General features: G+C 75.4%; 11 protein-coding genes. 9 read left to right on the top strand and 2 right to left on the bottom strand.

What is annotated here, in order from left to right; genetic code table 11:
* Window positions 1–104 precede the first annotated feature (104 nt).
* The gene (locus tag QSK03_RS26495) at window positions 105–1,556 is read left to right on the top strand and encodes a CCA tRNA nucleotidyltransferase (RefSeq protein WP_285658508.1); all 1,452 of its coding nucleotides are present in this window, start codon (window positions 105–107) and stop codon (window positions 1,554–1,556) included.
* 513 nt (window positions 1,557–2,069) lie between these two features.
* Here the strand turns inward: QSK03_RS26495 and QSK03_RS26490 are convergent.
* The gene (locus QSK03_RS26490) at window positions 2,070–3,533 is read right to left on the bottom strand and encodes an MFS transporter (RefSeq protein ID WP_285658351.1); all 1,464 of its coding nucleotides are present in this window, start codon (window positions 3,531–3,533) and stop codon (window positions 2,070–2,072) included.
* A gap of 137 nt (window positions 3,534–3,670) precedes the next feature.
* On the opposite strand from QSK03_RS26490, the gene QSK03_RS26485 reads away from it, so the two are divergent.
* From QSK03_RS26485 to QSK03_RS26455, 7 genes are all read left to right on the top strand, one after another.
* The gene (locus QSK03_RS26485) at window positions 3,671–4,261 is read left to right on the top strand and encodes a YqgE/AlgH family protein (protein ID WP_285658350.1); all 591 of its coding nucleotides are present in this window, start codon (window positions 3,671–3,673) and stop codon (window positions 4,259–4,261) included.
* A 162-nt stretch (window positions 4,262–4,423) separates the two neighbouring features.
* Complete coding sequence (locus tag QSK03_RS26480) at window positions 4,424–6,379, top strand: hypothetical protein (RefSeq protein WP_285658349.1); 1,956 nt, start codon at window positions 4,424–4,426, stop codon at window positions 6,377–6,379.
* Window positions 6,380–6,390: 11 nt separating this feature from the next.
* On the top strand, window positions 6,391–7,857 hold the full coding sequence (pelF, locus tag QSK03_RS26475) for a GT4 family glycosyltransferase PelF (RefSeq protein WP_285658348.1): 1,467 nt from the start codon (window positions 6,391–6,393) through the stop codon (window positions 7,855–7,857).
* Entirely contained in the window at window positions 7,848–9,290 is a 1,443-nt protein-coding gene (locus QSK03_RS26470; protein ID WP_285658347.1) for a hypothetical protein, read from the top strand. Before pelF ends, QSK03_RS26470 begins: the two co-directional genes overlap by 10 nt.
* 5 nt (window positions 9,291–9,295) lie before the next feature.
* Window positions 9,296–9,913: a spherulation-specific family 4 protein gene (locus QSK03_RS26465; RefSeq protein ID WP_285658346.1), complete on the top strand. Its 618-nt coding sequence runs from the start codon at window positions 9,296–9,298 to the stop codon at window positions 9,911–9,913.
* A complete protein-coding gene (locus tag QSK03_RS26460) occupies window positions 9,910–10,701 on the top strand; it encodes an endo alpha-1,4 polygalactosaminidase (RefSeq protein WP_285658344.1) in 792 nt (263 codons plus the stop codon). The genes QSK03_RS26465 and QSK03_RS26460 overlap by 4 nt, the downstream gene beginning before the upstream one ends.
* 136 nt (window positions 10,702–10,837) lie before the next feature.
* Window positions 10,838–11,362, top strand: a complete 525-nt coding sequence (locus QSK03_RS26455) for a DUF427 domain-containing protein (protein WP_285658342.1) — start codon at window positions 10,838–10,840, stop codon at window positions 11,360–11,362.
* Here the strand turns inward: QSK03_RS26455 and QSK03_RS26450 are convergent, their stop codons facing one another.
* Window positions 11,363–11,830, bottom strand: a complete 468-nt coding sequence (locus QSK03_RS26450) for an SdpI family protein (protein WP_285658340.1) — start codon at window positions 11,828–11,830, stop codon at window positions 11,363–11,365.
* A 137-nt stretch (window positions 11,831–11,967) separates the two neighbouring features.
* On the opposite strand from QSK03_RS26450, the gene QSK03_RS26445 reads away from it, so the two are divergent.
* Entirely contained in the window at window positions 11,968–14,910 is a 2,943-nt protein-coding gene (locus tag QSK03_RS26445; RefSeq protein ID WP_285658507.1) for a leucine--tRNA ligase, read from the top strand.
* Window positions 14,911–15,090 lie beyond the last annotated feature (180 nt).

The following is a 15,090-nucleotide window of genomic DNA, read 5'->3' as shown; positions in this document are numbered from 1 at the left end:
TGTCGGGGTCGCGCGACCCGGTCGCGGTACTCTGTCCTGCCGTGCCCGTCCCCGCCCAGGCCCCCACCGCCTCCACCGGCGCCGATCACGCGGCGGTGGTCGACATGCTGCGCTTCTCCCCCGTGGCCGACGAGCTCGCGGAGCGGTTCGCGGACGCCGGGCACCGGCTCTACCTCGTCGGCGGCAGCGTCCGCGACGCGCTGCTCGGACGGGGGTCCCGGGAGACGGAGCAGTCAGGGGAGCACGCCGATAGGGGAGCTCGACCCGTCGAGGGCGACCTCGACTTCACCACCGACGCGCGCCCCGACGCGATCCAGCGGCTGGTCTCCGGGTGGGCCGAGGCCGTGTGGGACACCGGCATCGCGTTCGGGACGGTCGGCGCCGCCCGCCGGGGCGTGACCTGCGAGATCACGACGTTCCGCGCCGACGCCTACGACGGCGTGACGCGCAACCCCGTCGTGGCGTTCGGCGACACCATCGAGGGCGACCTCGTCCGGCGTGACTTCACGGCCAACGCCATGGCGCTCTCGCTGCCCGACCGCACGTTCGTCGACCCCTACGGCGGGCTGGCGGCGCTGGCCCGCGGCGTGCTGGACACCCCGGCCGACCCACGGACCTCCTTCGCCGACGACCCGTTGCGCCTGCTGCGGGCGGCCCGGTTCGTCGCGCAGCTGGGGTTCGAGGTCACGCCCCGCGTGCGCGAGGCGATGACCGAGATGGCCCCGCAGCTGGGACGGATCACGGCCGAGCGGGTGCAGGCCGAGCTGTCGAAGCTGCTGCTCGGCGAGCACCCCCGGCGCGGTATCGAGCTCATGGTCGACACCGGGCTCGCCGACGTCGTGCTGCCCGAGGTGCCGGCCATGCGCCTGGAGATCGACGAGCACGCCCAGCACAAGGACGTCTACGAGCACTCCCTGACGGTCATGGAGCAGGCGATCGGCCGCGAGACGGACGGGCCCGACCTCGTCCTGCGCCTGGCTGCCCTGCTGCACGACATCGGCAAGCCGGCGACCCGCAAGGTCGAGCCGGGGCGGCGCGTGAGCTTCCACCACCACGAGGTCGTGGGCGCCAAGATGACGCGCAAGCGGTTGCGGGAGCTGCGCTACCCGAAGCAGGTCGTCGAGGACGTCGCGCAGCTGGTGTTCCTGCACCTGCGCTTCCACGGCTACGGCAAGGGCGAGTGGACCGACTCCGCGGTCCGCCGCTACGTGACCGACGCCGGGCCGCTGCTCGACCGCCTCCACAAGCTCGTGCGCTCCGACTCGACCACCCGTAACAAGCGCCGGGCCGCGGCGCTGCAGCGCTCCTACGACGACCTCGAGGAGCGGATCGCGCGGATCGCGCAGGAGGAGGACCTCGCGCGCGTCCGCCCGGATCTCGACGGCAACGCCATCATGGAGCTGCTGGGGATCCCGCCGGGCCCGCTCGTCGGGAGGGCGTGGCGCCACCTCAAGGACGTCCGGCTGGAGCGCGGGCCGCTCGACCACGACGAGGCGCGCGCGGAGCTGCTGCGGTGGGCCGAGGCGGAGGGGATCTCGGGGGAACCGCTGGACTGACGCCCGCGTCGAACCGGGTGTGGGATCGATCAGCTATGTGTTCGGCACCGGGGAGGGCCCGGTGCACCGCCACGTCTCCGCCGCCGACCTCGACCTCGGCCCGCCGGGTTCCCGGGACGCGGTGGCGCTCGACTTCGACGGCGACGGGCGCGCCGACGACGCCCTGTGGGACGCCGACGCCGACGGGGTCGCCGACCACTCGGTGCTCGACCTCGACGACGACGGCCGGGGCGACCACGCCTACACCGACCCGGGCGGGCGCGGGCTGTGGGGCACACGGGTGCCGCTGGACGGCGGGGCCGAGGTGGGCGCGGCGCTGAGCTGGTCCGACGTGCGCGGGCGCTCGGCGCGGGCCGACGCGACGCTCGACACCGACGGCGACGGGGTGCTCGACGGCGCGGCCGTGGACGCCGACCACGAGCCGGGCTCCGAGGTGGTGTGCGACCTCGACGGCGACGGCCGGGCCGAGCAGCTGCTCGTCGACGCCGACCACGACGGCCGCGCGGAGCTGGCCTACCTGTCGGCCGGTCCGGAGGCGCCGGGCTCGCCGTCGGCCCGCTGGGACGTGCTGCTCGTCGACACCGACGGCGACGGCGCGGTGGACACGGCGGTCGCCGAGGGCGCGCCGGGCTGGGTGCCGCCCTGAGGCGCGTGCCGGTCGCCGACGCGCAGCGCGGCCTCGTAGATCACGAGCCCGAGCAGGTAGATGCCGGCCGCGAGCACGAGCAGCAGGGGCGAGCGCCCGCTGGTGGGCGCCACGAGGGCCGCGCCGGCCACCGCGACCACGTAGGTGACGTTGAACGTGGTGTCCGAGAGCGAGAACACCCGGCCGCGCGCCGCGTCGCCGACCTCGCTCTGCACCGCCGCGTCGGAGCACAGCTTGATCGCCTGGCCGACGAGCCCGAGCACGAACGACCCCGCGAGGATGGTCGGCAGCGTCATCGGCAGCCCGAGACCGAGCAGGGCGACCGCGGCGAGCACGAGCATGATCCGCACGGTGCCGGAGCGCCCGACCCGCCCGGTGAGCCACGGCGTCACCACCGCCGCGACGCCGAGACCGGCCGCGACCGTCGCCACGACCTCCCCCAGCCCCGCGATCCCGGCCTTGAACGGCCCGACGTCGGTGAGCGAGTTGCGCATGAGCAGCAGCATCACCAGCGTCGTGATGCCGAACGCGAGCCGGTGCGCGGCGACCGCGCCGAACGCCCCCAGCACCCCGGGTGCCGCGCGGGCCGCCCGGAACCCGTCGACGAGGCCGGACGCGACGGCCCGCAGCGCCTGCGCGGCCTCGCGGCGCTCGTCGGGTCCGAGCGATCCCGGCGTGATGCGGGCGGCGACCACGACGATGAGCAGCGACCCGATGGCGGCGGCGCTCGTGGTCCACGCCGCGTCCACGTCGTAGGGGCCGATGACGCCGCGCAGCCCGATGGCGCAGCCGGCACCGATGGCGGCGGCCACGGCTCCCGAGGTCGTGACCAGCGAGTTCGCCCCGACGAGGTGCTCCTCGGCCACCACGTGGGGCAGCGCCGCCGAGAGCCCGGCCTGGATGAACCGGCTGACGCCGATCGTGGCCAGCGCCCCGAGGTAGAGCAGCGGACCGGTGACGCCGGCCAGCACCACGGCGGCGGTCGCGAGCGTCAGCACCCCCCGCAGCGCGCCCGCGACCAGCATCACGCGCCGCCGGTCCCACCGGTCGAGCAGCGCGCCGGCGAACGGCCCGACGATCGAGTACGGGAGCAGGACCGTCGCGAGGCCCACGGCCACCATGACGGGGTCGGCCTCGCGCTCGGGGCTGAAGAGCACCAGCCCGCCGAGCGCGGCCTGGAACACGCCGTCGCCCCACTGGGCGGCCAGCCGGACCGTCAGCAGCTTCCCGAAGCCGGGACGGGTGAGCAGCTCGCGCAGGCGGGCGACCGGGCCCCTCGCCGGCAGCGCGGTCGGGGCCGCAGCAGCGGTCGAACCGGGCGCGACGGGCACGGGGGCCCACGCTACGCGTCCGGTCCGCCCGCCGGTCCGGCGCTCGGTCACCGCTCGGTCACCGCTCGGCGGGCGGGAGAGTGACCACCTCCACCGTGCCTGCCGCCCCGGCGCGCGGCGGTGCGACGATGGGGCTCGTGGCCAGTGGTGTGGGTGAACATCAGGAGGCCGAGGTCGAGGCCGGGACGCTTCTCGTGGCCGCCCCGACCCTCACCGACCCCAACTTCTCGCGGTCGGTCGTGTTCGTCATCGACCACCGCCCGGCCGGCACCCTCGGCGTCGTGCTCAACCGGCCCAGCGAGGTCTCGGTGGCCGACGTGCTGCCGACGTGGGGCCCCCACACCACCACCCCGCACGCGGTCTTCGTCGGCGGTCCGGTCGAGCAGCGCACCGCGCTGTGCCTCGCCGCCCTGCGCACGGGCGAGGACCCGGCCAGCACGGGCGGCGTCGTCGGCGTCCGGGGCCCGGTCGCGCTCGTCGACCTCGACGGCGACCCCGACGACCTCGCCCCGCGCGTCCGCGGCCTGCGGGTGTTCGCCGGCTACTCGGGGTGGGACCGCGGCCAGCTCGACGGCGAGATCGGCCGCGGTGACTGGTACGTCGTCCCGGCCCTGCCCGACGACGTCCTCGCCCCGCCCGGCTACGACCTGTGGGGCGGGGTCCTCCGACGCCAGGGCGTGCCGCTGGCCCTCCTGGCCACCCACGTGAGCGAGCCCCGCCGCAACTGATCCGTTCACCCCTGTGGCGTCAGGGGCAGGAGGGGCGCTCCTCCCTGACGGACCGTGACGCCATCGAGTGACCGGTGTCCCCCGACCCGGGCAGATCGCTTGGGCGCCGCCCACGGCCGGCCACAGGATGATCCGGCATCGAGCGGTGGACCGGGGGGTGACGTGGGCGTTCGTCGTGTCCTGCTGCCCCTGCTCACGGCGCTTGCCGCGACGGTCCTGGTCGCCACCCCCGCCTCCGCCGCGGGGCCGCGCGTCGACCTCCGGGTGCTCGTCGTGCAGAACGGCAGCCCCGAGGTCGACGCCGTGCTCGAGGCCCTCACCGAGAGCGGGGTGCCGACCGATGTCGTCGACCTGTCCGACCCCGCCCGCCGGCCCGTCGACCGCGCCGCGCTGACCGTCCCGGACGCGGTCCCGCACGCCCGCTACCAGGCCGTCGTGCTGCCCGGCGACTCGCCGGTCGAGCTGGCCCCCGCCGAGCTCGCGGTGCTCCACGACGTCGAGCGCGAGTTCCGGCTCCGCCAGCTGAACGCCACGGTGCGCGCGACCGCGCAGACCGGGCTCGCCGAGCCGAGCCCGAGCGCGGGCTGGTCGGGCCGGCTCGACAGCGGGATCGCCCGGCTCACCGACGCGGCCCGGGCCGACGGCTTCGGCGACATGCGCGGGGACGTGCCGATCGGCGGGGACACCTGGGTCGAGATCGGGACCCCGCTGGCCGGCTACACCCCGCTGCTGACGGGGAGCTCGCCCGACGGCGCACGGCGCGGGCCGCTCATGGGCGTGCTGCGCACCGGGGGCCGGGAGGAGCTCGGCCTCTCCTTCTCCTACGCCCCGGGCTCCCAGCCCTTCGCCGCGCTCGCGCCCGGTCTCGTCGAGTGGCTGACGCGCGGGGTGCACCTCGGGATGCGGCGCGCCTGGTTCGCCGTGCACATCGACGACGTGCTCCTCCCGGACGCCCGCTGGGTCGCGGGGGCGCACTGCGCCTACGGGGCGGACTGCCCGCCGACCGTGCCGCCCGCGCCCACCATCCGCATGACCCCGGCCGACGTCGACGCGGCGGCGGGCTGGTCCCGCGACCACGACTTCCGCCTCGATCTGGCCTTCAACGGCGCGGGGTCGCGGCTCGCGGCGCCGGGAGCGGACGACCCCCTGCTCGCGGCGCTGCTCGCGCGGCGGGACGCCTTCGGCTGGATCAACCACACCTGGTCGCACCAGTACCTCGGCTGCGTCCGCGACTACGAGGCCCTGCCCTGGCGCTGCGCCACCGTGCCGATCCTGGGCTGGACGCGGTACGTGCCCGAGCGGGTGATCGACGACGAGGTGGCGCGCAACATCGGGTTCGCCCGCGAGGTCGGCCTCCCGATCGACCCCTCCGAGCTGGTCACCGGCGAGCACAGCGGTCTGCGCGGCGACGAGGAGATGCCCGACGACAACCCCGGGCTGGCCGGCGCGCTCGACGACGAGGGGATCCGCAGCGTCGCGGCGGACGCGTCGAAGGAGGCGGGCCAGCGCCCGATCGGCGGGGCGCGGACCGTGCCGCGCCACCCGATCGACCTCGACTTCGACACGGCCACGTTCGCCGAGACCGTCGACCAGTACAACTGGTCGCACACCTCCCGAGCCGACGGCGGCGACGGCACCTGCGAGACCGACGGCGGCTGCGTGCCGCCCGTGCCGGCCGGCGACCCGCGGGCGGGGTTCCTGGCGCAGATCGTGCCGATGGAGGCGACGAAGGCGCTCGGGCACGTGCTCGCCGACGACCCGCGGCCCCACTACGTGCACCAGCCGCAGCTCACCGAGGACCGGACCCTCTACCCGGTGCTCGAGCAGGTCCTCGGCTCCTACCGGGCGCTCTACACCGAGGCGCGCCCGCTGCTGGTGCCGACGATGACGCAGTCGGCGGAGGTCCTCGCCCGCCAGGCCGCCTGGGCCGCCGCCGCGGGGAGCACGCGGGCCTGGGTGCAGGACGGCGTGGTGACGGTGGCGGCCGATCACCCCGTGGACGTGCCCGTGACGGTCCCGCCGTCGCTCGACGGGGCGTTCGGCGAGCCCTACGGCACCACGCGCTCGGGCTGGATCCCGGTCGCCGGGGAGCAACGGATCGGAGGAGTGGCCCCGTGAAGGTCGCGCTGGTGACGGAGGGGACGTACCCGATCCACGCGGGTGGGGTGAGCGACTGGTGCGACCAGCTGGTGCGGAGCCTCCCGGAGATCGACTTCGAGGTCGTGGCCCTGTCGGGATCGGGGCGGGAGACGGCGACCTACCCGGTGCCCCCCAACGTGGCCGCGGTGCGCCGGATCGGGCTGTGGGCCGAGCCGGCCCGTCCCCGCCGGCCCCGCAGGCCCGGGCGCCGGTTCCTCCGGACCTACACCGACCTGCTCGACGCGATGCTGCTCGGCGGCGCCGCGGCCCCCCGGGACTTCGAGCACGCCGTGCGGACGCTGCGCGACATGGCCCGCACGGTCGACCTCACCGAGGCGCTGCGCAGCCAGGAGGCCGTCGATCTCGTCGTCGAGGTGACCTCGGCGCTGCCGGAGCTCACCCCGACCCTCGCCGACGCGCTGGCCGTGACCGACCTCGTCGAGCACTTCCTGCGGCCGCTGCAGCTCCCCGCGCCCCGGGCCGACCTCGTGCACTGCACCGTCAACGGGCCCGCGATGCTGCTCGGGCTGTGCGCCGCGTGGGAGCACGGGACCCCCGTGCTGCTCTCCGAGCACGGGGTCTACCTGCGGGAACGGCTGATGGCGACCCGGCGGTCCGGCGCCGGGCGCCCCGAGCGTGCCGCCGTCGGTGGGTTCTACGCCGCCCTCACCGGCCTCGGCTACCGGCGGGCCGACGCGGTCCTGCCCGTGAGCGGCTTCAACGCGCGCTGGGCGCTGCAGGGCGGTGCCCGCCCCGACGCGGTGCGGCTGCTGCCCAACGGCGTCGACCCGGCCGGGCTCGCGCCGCTCGCGACCGAGCCGGAGGCCCCGACCCTCGTCTACGCCGGGCGCATCGACCCGCTCAAGGACCTCCACACGCTGCTCGCGGCGTTCGCCAGGGTCCGTCTCGCGGTGCCGGCCGCCCGGCTGCGCCTCTTCGGGGGCGTGCCGGCGGGCAACGAGGGCTACCGGGCCTCGTGCGACGCGCTGGTGGCCGAGCTCGGTCTCGACGACGCCGTGGTGTTCGAGGGGCCGGTCAGCCCGGTGCGCCGGGCGTTCGAGGCCGGCCACGTCGTAGTGCTCTCGAGCGTCTCCGAGGGCCTGCCGCTGACCGTCATCGAGGCCGGGATGTGCGGGCGGCCGGTCGTCGCCACCGACGTCGGCGGCGTCGCCGAGGCCGTCGGCCCCGGCGGGATCGTGGTGCCCGCGGGCCACGTGGAGGCCTTCGCGGACGCCTGCGTCGAGCTGCTCACGCACGCCTCGCTGCGCCGGGCGCTCGCCGGCGCCGGCCAGGACCACGCACGGCGGCGGTTCACGCTCGACCGCTTCCTCACCGACCTCCGGGCGATCTACGCCCACCACGCCGCGCCGGAAGAGGACCCGGCCCCGCACGGCCTCGAGCCGCACCGCGACGCGGTGGCGCGCCCGGTCGAGGAGGTGGGCCCGGGATGGGCGTGAAGCGTGTCGACTCCGCGGTGGCGCACGCCGCGGGCTCGTCGACGACCCGGTCCGAGGCCGCTGTCGTGATCGAGGGTGCCGGGGTCGACGACCGCGTCGCGTCGCAGCGCTACGGCGCGGCCGACGTCTTCGAGCTCGCCGGGTGGCTCGTCGCCGACCGGCGCCGCCCGCGCTCGGAGCCCGCCGTCGCGCCCTCGCACCGGACGTGGTCCACCGCCGGTGACCCCCGTTGGCTCCCGGCGCGCGGGGTGCTCTACGCCGTGCCCGCCGTGGTCGCGCTCGCGCTGCTGCCGAGCGAGGACCCCGTGTCGGCCACGCTCATGCTCAGCGGGCTGGTGCTGGCCTGGGCGGCGGCGTACGGCGTGGCGAGCGTGGCCTGGTCGTACCTCGGCAACCTCGACCGGCCCGCCGCCCGGCGCTTCCTGCGGCGCGCCCTGCTCGTCGGGACCGGGGTCGCGCTGGTGCTGGCGGTCGCGGCGGTGTTCGCCGCGCTGGTGCTCACGGCGACGATGTCGGTCGACCTCGTCACCGTCGTGCTGCTCACCGGCCAGGCGGCCTACCTGTTCGCGGCGGCGGCCCTGCTGCTGTGCGGGCGGGAGGCCTGGCTGCTCGCGGCGCTGCTCCCGGCCGTGGTCGGCGCCGTGCTCGGCCTGCTCCTCCCGCACGAGGGACCGGCCAGCGCGCTCGCCAACCCCACGAGCGGCGTCCCGGCCCGCGACCTCCTCTGGCCGGCCGCGTCGGTGGTGCTCGCGACCGTCCTCGCCCTCGTCGCGACCCGCGGCGGGCGCCGACCGGTCTCCGCGCTGCCCCGGTCGGCGTGGACGCACGCCACCGCGCAGGTCGGGTTCGGGCTCTTCGTCGCCGTGCTCGTGCTGTTCCCGGCCCTCGAGCAGCTGCTCGACCCCGGGTTCGACCCGATGCCGCTCTCGCTCACGTCGCTCGCCCTGCCGCTGGTGCTGACCACGGGCATCGCGGAGTTGCTCCTCGTCCGCTACCGGGAGCGGACCGGGGCGCTGCTCGCCGCCACCGGTTCGGTACCGCGGTTCGCCCGCGGGGCGCGGCACGCGGCGCTGCGCGCGCACCTGCTCTACGTCGTGGCGCTCGCGGGCACGACCTTGCTCTACGGCGCGGCGGTGGCGGTCGCGATGCCCGGGTGGGACGTTCGCCTGGTGCTGCTCGGGGCCGACTACGTCGTGCTCGGCACCGCGCTCTTCGCCGCGGCCGTGGCCACCGCACTCGGCCGCGGCGACCGTGTCCTCGCCCTGCTGTCCGCGGCGGTGGCCGGGCTCGCGGCGTTCATCGTGCGCGGCCAGGCCGTGCCGACCTCCGGGACCGCGGCCATCCTCTGGCACCTCGGGACCGGCGCCGTGCTGCTCGTCGTCCTCGCCGTCCTCGTGCGGCGCTCCGCGGGGATCCCGGTGCGGCACCGATGAGCGTCATGAGCTTGGCCGTGCCCGCCTACTTCCACCCGCGGCGCGAGGCCGCCGACTGGGAGCGCCTCCGGGCCCTCGGCGACCGGCTCGGTGTCGTGGTGGTCAACCCCGACTCCGGGCCCGGCAGCGGCGACGCCGCCTACCGGAGCGCGGTCCGCGACCTGCCCGGCCTCGTCGCGGGCTACGTCGACACCGACTACGCCCGCCGCCCGCTCTCCGAGGTGCTCGCCGACGTCGCGGCGTACCGCCGGCTGCACGGCGTCGAGGCGGTCTTCGCCGACCAGGTCACGTCGTCGGCCGAGCACCTGGGCCACTACGCGCGCCTCGCGGCGGCCGTCGACGGACCGCTGATCCTCAACCCGGGCGTGCGCCCCGACCCCGGCTACCTGCGGCTGGCGTCGGTCGTCGTGACCTTCGAGGGCCCGTGGTCGGCGCACGCCGCGCTCGACACCCCGGACCCGCCCGGACCCGCCGCCACCTGGCACCTCGTCCACGGGGTGCCGGACGGCGAGGAGGAGCGGACCCTGCACCGCGCGACCGCCCTGGGCGCGACGCACGCCTACGCCACGGCTGCGGCCCTGCCCAACCCGTGGGGCGCGCTGGCGACCTGGGTGGGCCCGTGACGCGCGCCGGGCTCGTGGCCGTCGTGTGCGGCGGGCTGATGATGGCGCTCGCGTGCGGGTCGCCGGCCGGGGCCGGCGGCGCGGTGCGGGCGCCGGCGGGCAGCACGTGGCAGTACCAGCTCCAAGGTCCCGTCGACACGTCGGTGGACGCGGCCACCTACGACGTCGACCTCTTCGGCACCTCGGCGCAGACCGTGGCGGCGCTGCACGCCGACGGGCGCCAGGTCGTCTGCTACGTCAACGCGGGTGCGGTCGAGGACTGGCGGCCGGACGCCGGGGCGCTCCCCGCGGAGGTGCGCGGCCAGGAGCTCGAGGACTGGCCCGACGAGTACTGGCTCGACGTCCGGCGCACCGACGTCCTCGAGCCGTGGCTCGCGGCCCGCTTCGACCTCTGCAAGCAGAAGGGCTTCGACGCCGTCGAGCCCGACAACGTCGACGGCTACACCCACCCCACGGGCTTCCCGCTCGGCGAGGGCGACCAGCTGGCGTTCAACCTGATGCTCGCCCGCCTCGCCCACGAGCGCGGCCTGGCCGTCGGGCTCAAGAACGACCTCGACCAGGTCGACGACCTCGTCGGCGACTTCGACTTCGCCGTCAACGAGCAGTGCGCCCAGTACCGCGAGTGCGACGCGCTCGCCCCGTTCGTCGCGGCGGGCAAGCCCGTCTACCACGTGGAGTACGACCTCCCGCTGGCGTCGTTCTGCCCCCCGCCGCCGGGGTTCCGCTCGATCCGCAAGAACATCGTCCTCGACGCCCCCGTGGAGACCTGTCCCGCCCAGGCGCCGTGAGCCGTGACTCCGGGGCCGTGAGTGACGAACGAACGGCGCTCTCGCTGCTTCCGAGGCAACGAGAGCGCCGTTCATTCCCGGCGCTCCGCCGCGCCCGGACGCGCCGACGCGCCCGTCCGGGCCTAGCGTCATCGCCGTGCGACGCGTCGAACCGGGCCCCGGGCAGGAATCGGTGTGGGACTACCCGCGCCCGCCACGGGCGGAGGCCGTCCGCCGCCGCGCGGTCGTGACGTACGCCGGCACCGTCGTCGCCGACTCCGACGACCTCGTGCGCGTGCTGGAGACCAGCCACCCGCCGACCTGGTACCTGCCGCGCACCGCGTTCACCGAGGGCGTCCTGCGTCCCGCCGAGCGCCGGACGATGTGCGAGTGGAAGGGAACGGCGCGCTACGTCGACATCGTCGTCAACGGCGCGACGCCACTGACCGACGTCGGGTGGTGGTACCCGCGGGAGGACACGAAGCGCAGCGGAGCTGGACCGTCGGAAGGAGCCGTGTACCCCGAGCTCGCCGACCGCGTCGCGCTCTACCCCGCCCCGTTCGACGAGATCACCCTCGACGGCGAGCGCGTCGAGCCCCAGCCCGGCGGGTTCTACGGCGGGTGGATCACCCACGACGTGGTCGGCCCGTTCAAGGGCGCCCCGGGCACCTGGGGCTGGTGACTAGGCGCCGGCCTGCGCCCGCGGGCAGAGCGCACACGTGCCGCCGCACGCGCCGGGGGCCGTGTCGCAGGCAGGCTCCTCCTCGACGGCTCCCGCGGTGCACGACGGGAGATCGGCCAGAGCCGCGTCCTCGGCCTCCTCGGCGGCCGCGAAGCGCGACCCGATGACGCCCCCGGCGCCCAGGAGACCGATCAGCGCGACCGCGCCGAGCACCAGCATCGTGATGCCCGCGCCGGTGGTCGCGGCCAGGACCGCGGCGACGGCGCCGGCGATGCCCGCGACGCCCGCGGCGACGAACGCCGGGGCCGCGGCGCGGTTGGCGCGGCGGAAGGCGTCGACCGTGCCCATGGTCCACACCGTGCGCACGCCGAGCACGCGGTTGCGAGGGAGCCGGTGGAACAGCGCGAGGACACCGGCGCCGCCCACGAGCAGGGCGGCCGCCGCCAGGACCAGGGCCGGGACGATCACACCCCCAGAGTAGGCTCGACGCCGTCCTCGCGGGATCCACGGTGCCCCTTCGTGCGGCGCCGGACCCGGCCGCGGGCTCCCCGCGGTGAGGACCCCCGGTCGATACCCAGGAGGAAGCCGTGACCGCCGAGCCCGAGGTGGCGAGCCGCGCCGACAGTCCCGGCGGGGCGAGCGGCGTCCCGCCGTACCGCTACACCGCCGCGCTCGCGAACGACATCGAGCGGCGCTGGCAGGACCACTGGGAGTCGGCCGACACGTTCGCCGTCACCAACCCGGGCCCGGACCACCCGGCGCCGGCGGGCGAGAAGTTCTACCTGATGGACATGTTCCCCTATCCGTCCGGCGCCGGGCTGCACGTCGGGCACCCGCTGGGGTTCATCGGCACCGACGTCCTGGGTCGCTTCCTGCGCATGTCCGGGCGGACCGTGCTGCACACGATGGGCTTCGACGCCTTCGGCCTGCCCGCCGAGCAGTACGCGGTGCAGACGGGCACGCACCCGCGCACCACGACCGAGGCCAACATCGCGCGCTACCGCGCCCAGATCCGCCAGCTCGGCCTCGCGCACGACCAGCACCGCTCGGTCTCGACCACCGACGTCGACTTCTACCGCTGGACGCAGTGGATCTTCCTGCGGATCCACGGCTCCTGGTACGACACCGAGATCGGGCGGGCACGGCCGATCACGGAGCTGGAGGACGAGCTCGAGAAGGGCATCCGCGGCCTGCCCGACGGCCGCGACTGGAGCGCGCTGTCCCGCCCGGAGCAGGACCGCGTCCTCGACGACCACCGGCTGGCCTACCTCGCCGACGCCCCCGTCAACTGGTGTCCCGCGCTGGGCACGGTGCTGTCGAACGAGGAGGTCACCGCCGACGGGCGCTCCGAGCGCGGCAACTTCCCGGTGTTCCGGCGCAACCTGCGCCAGTGGATGATGCGGATCACCGCCTACGCCGACCGTCTGGCCGACGACCTCGACGGCGTCGACTGGCCGGACTCGGTCAAGACGATGCAGCGCAACTGGATCGGGCGCTCGCAGGGCGCGCAGGTGCGGTTCGCCGTCAGCGGCCAGGACGCGCAGCGCAGCGGAGCCGGACCATCGACGCCGCCGATCGAGGTCTTCACCACCCGCCCGGACACCCTGTTCGGCGCCACGTACCTGGTGCTCGCCCCCGAGCACCCGCTGGTCGACGCGCTGACCGCCGACGCCTGGCCCTCGCCGCTGACCGGTGAGGAGCTCGACGGGCGCTGGACCGGCGGCGCGGCGTCGCCGACCGAGGCCGTGGCGGCCTACCGCCGCGCGGTCGCGCAGCGCTCCGAGCTCGAGCGTCAGGAGGCCCGGGACAAGACCGGCGTCTTCACCGGCGCCTGGGCGACGAACCCGGTCAACGGCGAGCCGCTGCCGGTGTTCGTCGCCGACTACGTCCTCATGGGCTACGGCACCGGCGCGATCATGGCCGTGCCCGGCCAGGACCAGCGCGACTGGGACTTCGCGACGGTGTTCGGGCTGCCGATCCGCCGCACCGTCGCGCCGCCGGAGGGCTTCGAGGGCTCCGGGGGCCAGGCCTACGTCGGCGCCGGACCGGCGATCAACTCGGCGAACGACGAGATCAGCCTCGACGGGCTCGAGGTCGACGCCGCCAAGACGGCGATCGTCGCGTGGCTGGCCGGGAAGGGCACCGGCGAGCCGGTGGTCCAGTACAAGCTGCGGGACTGGCTGTTCTCCCGGCAGCGCTACTGGGGCGAGCCGTTCCCCGTCGCCTACGCGGCCGACGGCGAGACCGACGGCGGGCCGTCGATCCCGCGCGCGCTGCCCGACGGCGACCTCCCGGTGCTGCTGCCCGACGTCGAGGACTACGCGCCGAAGTCGTTCGCCCCGGACGACCGCGACTCCTCGCCGGAGTCGCCGCTGGCGCGCGCGACCGACTGGGTGGCCTTCGCCGAGGACCTGCCCTCCGACCCGGAGCGCGGCTTCGCGGAGTACGTGCGGGAGACCAACACGATGCCGCAGTGGGCGGGGTCGTGCTGGTACTACCTGCGCTACCTCGACCCGCACAACAGCGAGCGCTTCGTCGACCCCGACGTCGAGCGCTACTGGCTGGGCCCGCGCGCTCCGGGGGATCCGGGCGGGGTCGACCTCTACGTCGGCGGCGTCGAGCACGCGGTGCTGCACCTGCTGTACTCGCGGTTCTGGCACAAGGTGCTCTTCGACCTCGGCTACGTCACGTCCTCGGAGCCGTTCCGCCGGCTGTTCAACCAGGGCTACGTCCAGGCCTGGGCCTACACCGACGCCCGCGGGGTCTACGTGCCCGCCGAGGAGGTCGTCGAGGACGCCGCTTCGGCCACCGGATTCACGTGGAACGGCGAGCCCGTGCGCCAGGAGTACGGGAAGATGGGCAAGTCGCTGCGCAACGTGGTGACGCCCGACGAGATGTGCGAGGCCTACGGCGCGGACACGTTCCGGCTCTACGAGATGTCGACCGGGCCGATGGAGGCGTCGCGCCCCTGGTCGACCCGTGACGTCGTCGGCTCGCACCGCTTCCTGCAGCGCGTGTGGCGCCTGGTGATCGACGAGGAGACCGGCGAGCTGCGGGTCTCGGACGCCGAGCCCGACCGCGACACCCTCGTCGCGCTGCACCGGTCGATCGACGGCGTGCGCTCCGACCTGCCCGCGATGCACTACAACACCGCGGTCGCGAAGCTCATCGAGCTGGCCAACCACCTGACCAAGACCTACCCGGCCGGCGGCACGCCGCGCGCGGTGGTGGAGCCGCTCGTGCTCCTGCTCTCGCCGCTGTGCCCGCACGTGGCCGAGGAGCTGTGGTCACGCCTGGGCCACCCGGACACGCTGGCCTACGAGCCGTTCCCCGAGCCCGACCCGTCCCTGCTGGTCGAGGACTCCGTCGAGTACCCGATCCAGGTCAACGGGAAGGTCCGCTCGCGGATCACGGTGCCCGCCGCCGCGGGCGAGGACGACGTCCGGGGTGCCGCCCTCGGTGACCCGAAGGTCGTCGAGCTCCTCGCCGGCGCCGAGCCGCGCAAGGTCATCGTCGTCCCGGGGCGCCTGGTCAACATCGTCCGCTGACCCGTCGGCGACCGCTCCCGGAGATCAGGAGCACGTCGTCCACCTCGACGGGCGGCGGATTCAAGGGGCTGTCGCAACACCTCGTCTGAGCTAGGGGTGAGTGTGATGGGTCGTGCGCGGGCGTTGCGGGGGCAAGTGCGCGAGTTCTGGCGTGCCCGGCTGGAAGGGCTGGAGCACGAC

The sequence above is a fragment of the Actinomycetospora sp. NBRC 106375 genome (assembly GCF_030269665.1).
Lineage (GTDB): Bacteria > Actinomycetota > Actinomycetes > Mycobacteriales > Pseudonocardiaceae > Actinomycetospora.
This window is presented reverse-complemented; position numbering and strand designations above follow the sequence as displayed.

Coding starts and splice junctions, on each gene's coding strand:
- QSK03_RS26495 (WP_285658508.1), top strand. CDS start 105: ATGCTGCGCTTCTCCCCCGTGGCCGACGAGCTCGCGGAGCGGTTCGCG.
- QSK03_RS26470 (WP_285658347.1), top strand. CDS start 7,848: ATGGGCGTGAAGCGTGTCGACTCCGCGGTGGCGCACGCCGCGGGCTCG.
- QSK03_RS26465 (WP_285658346.1), top strand. CDS start 9,296: ATGAGCTTGGCCGTGCCCGCCTACTTCCACCCGCGGCGCGAGGCCGCC.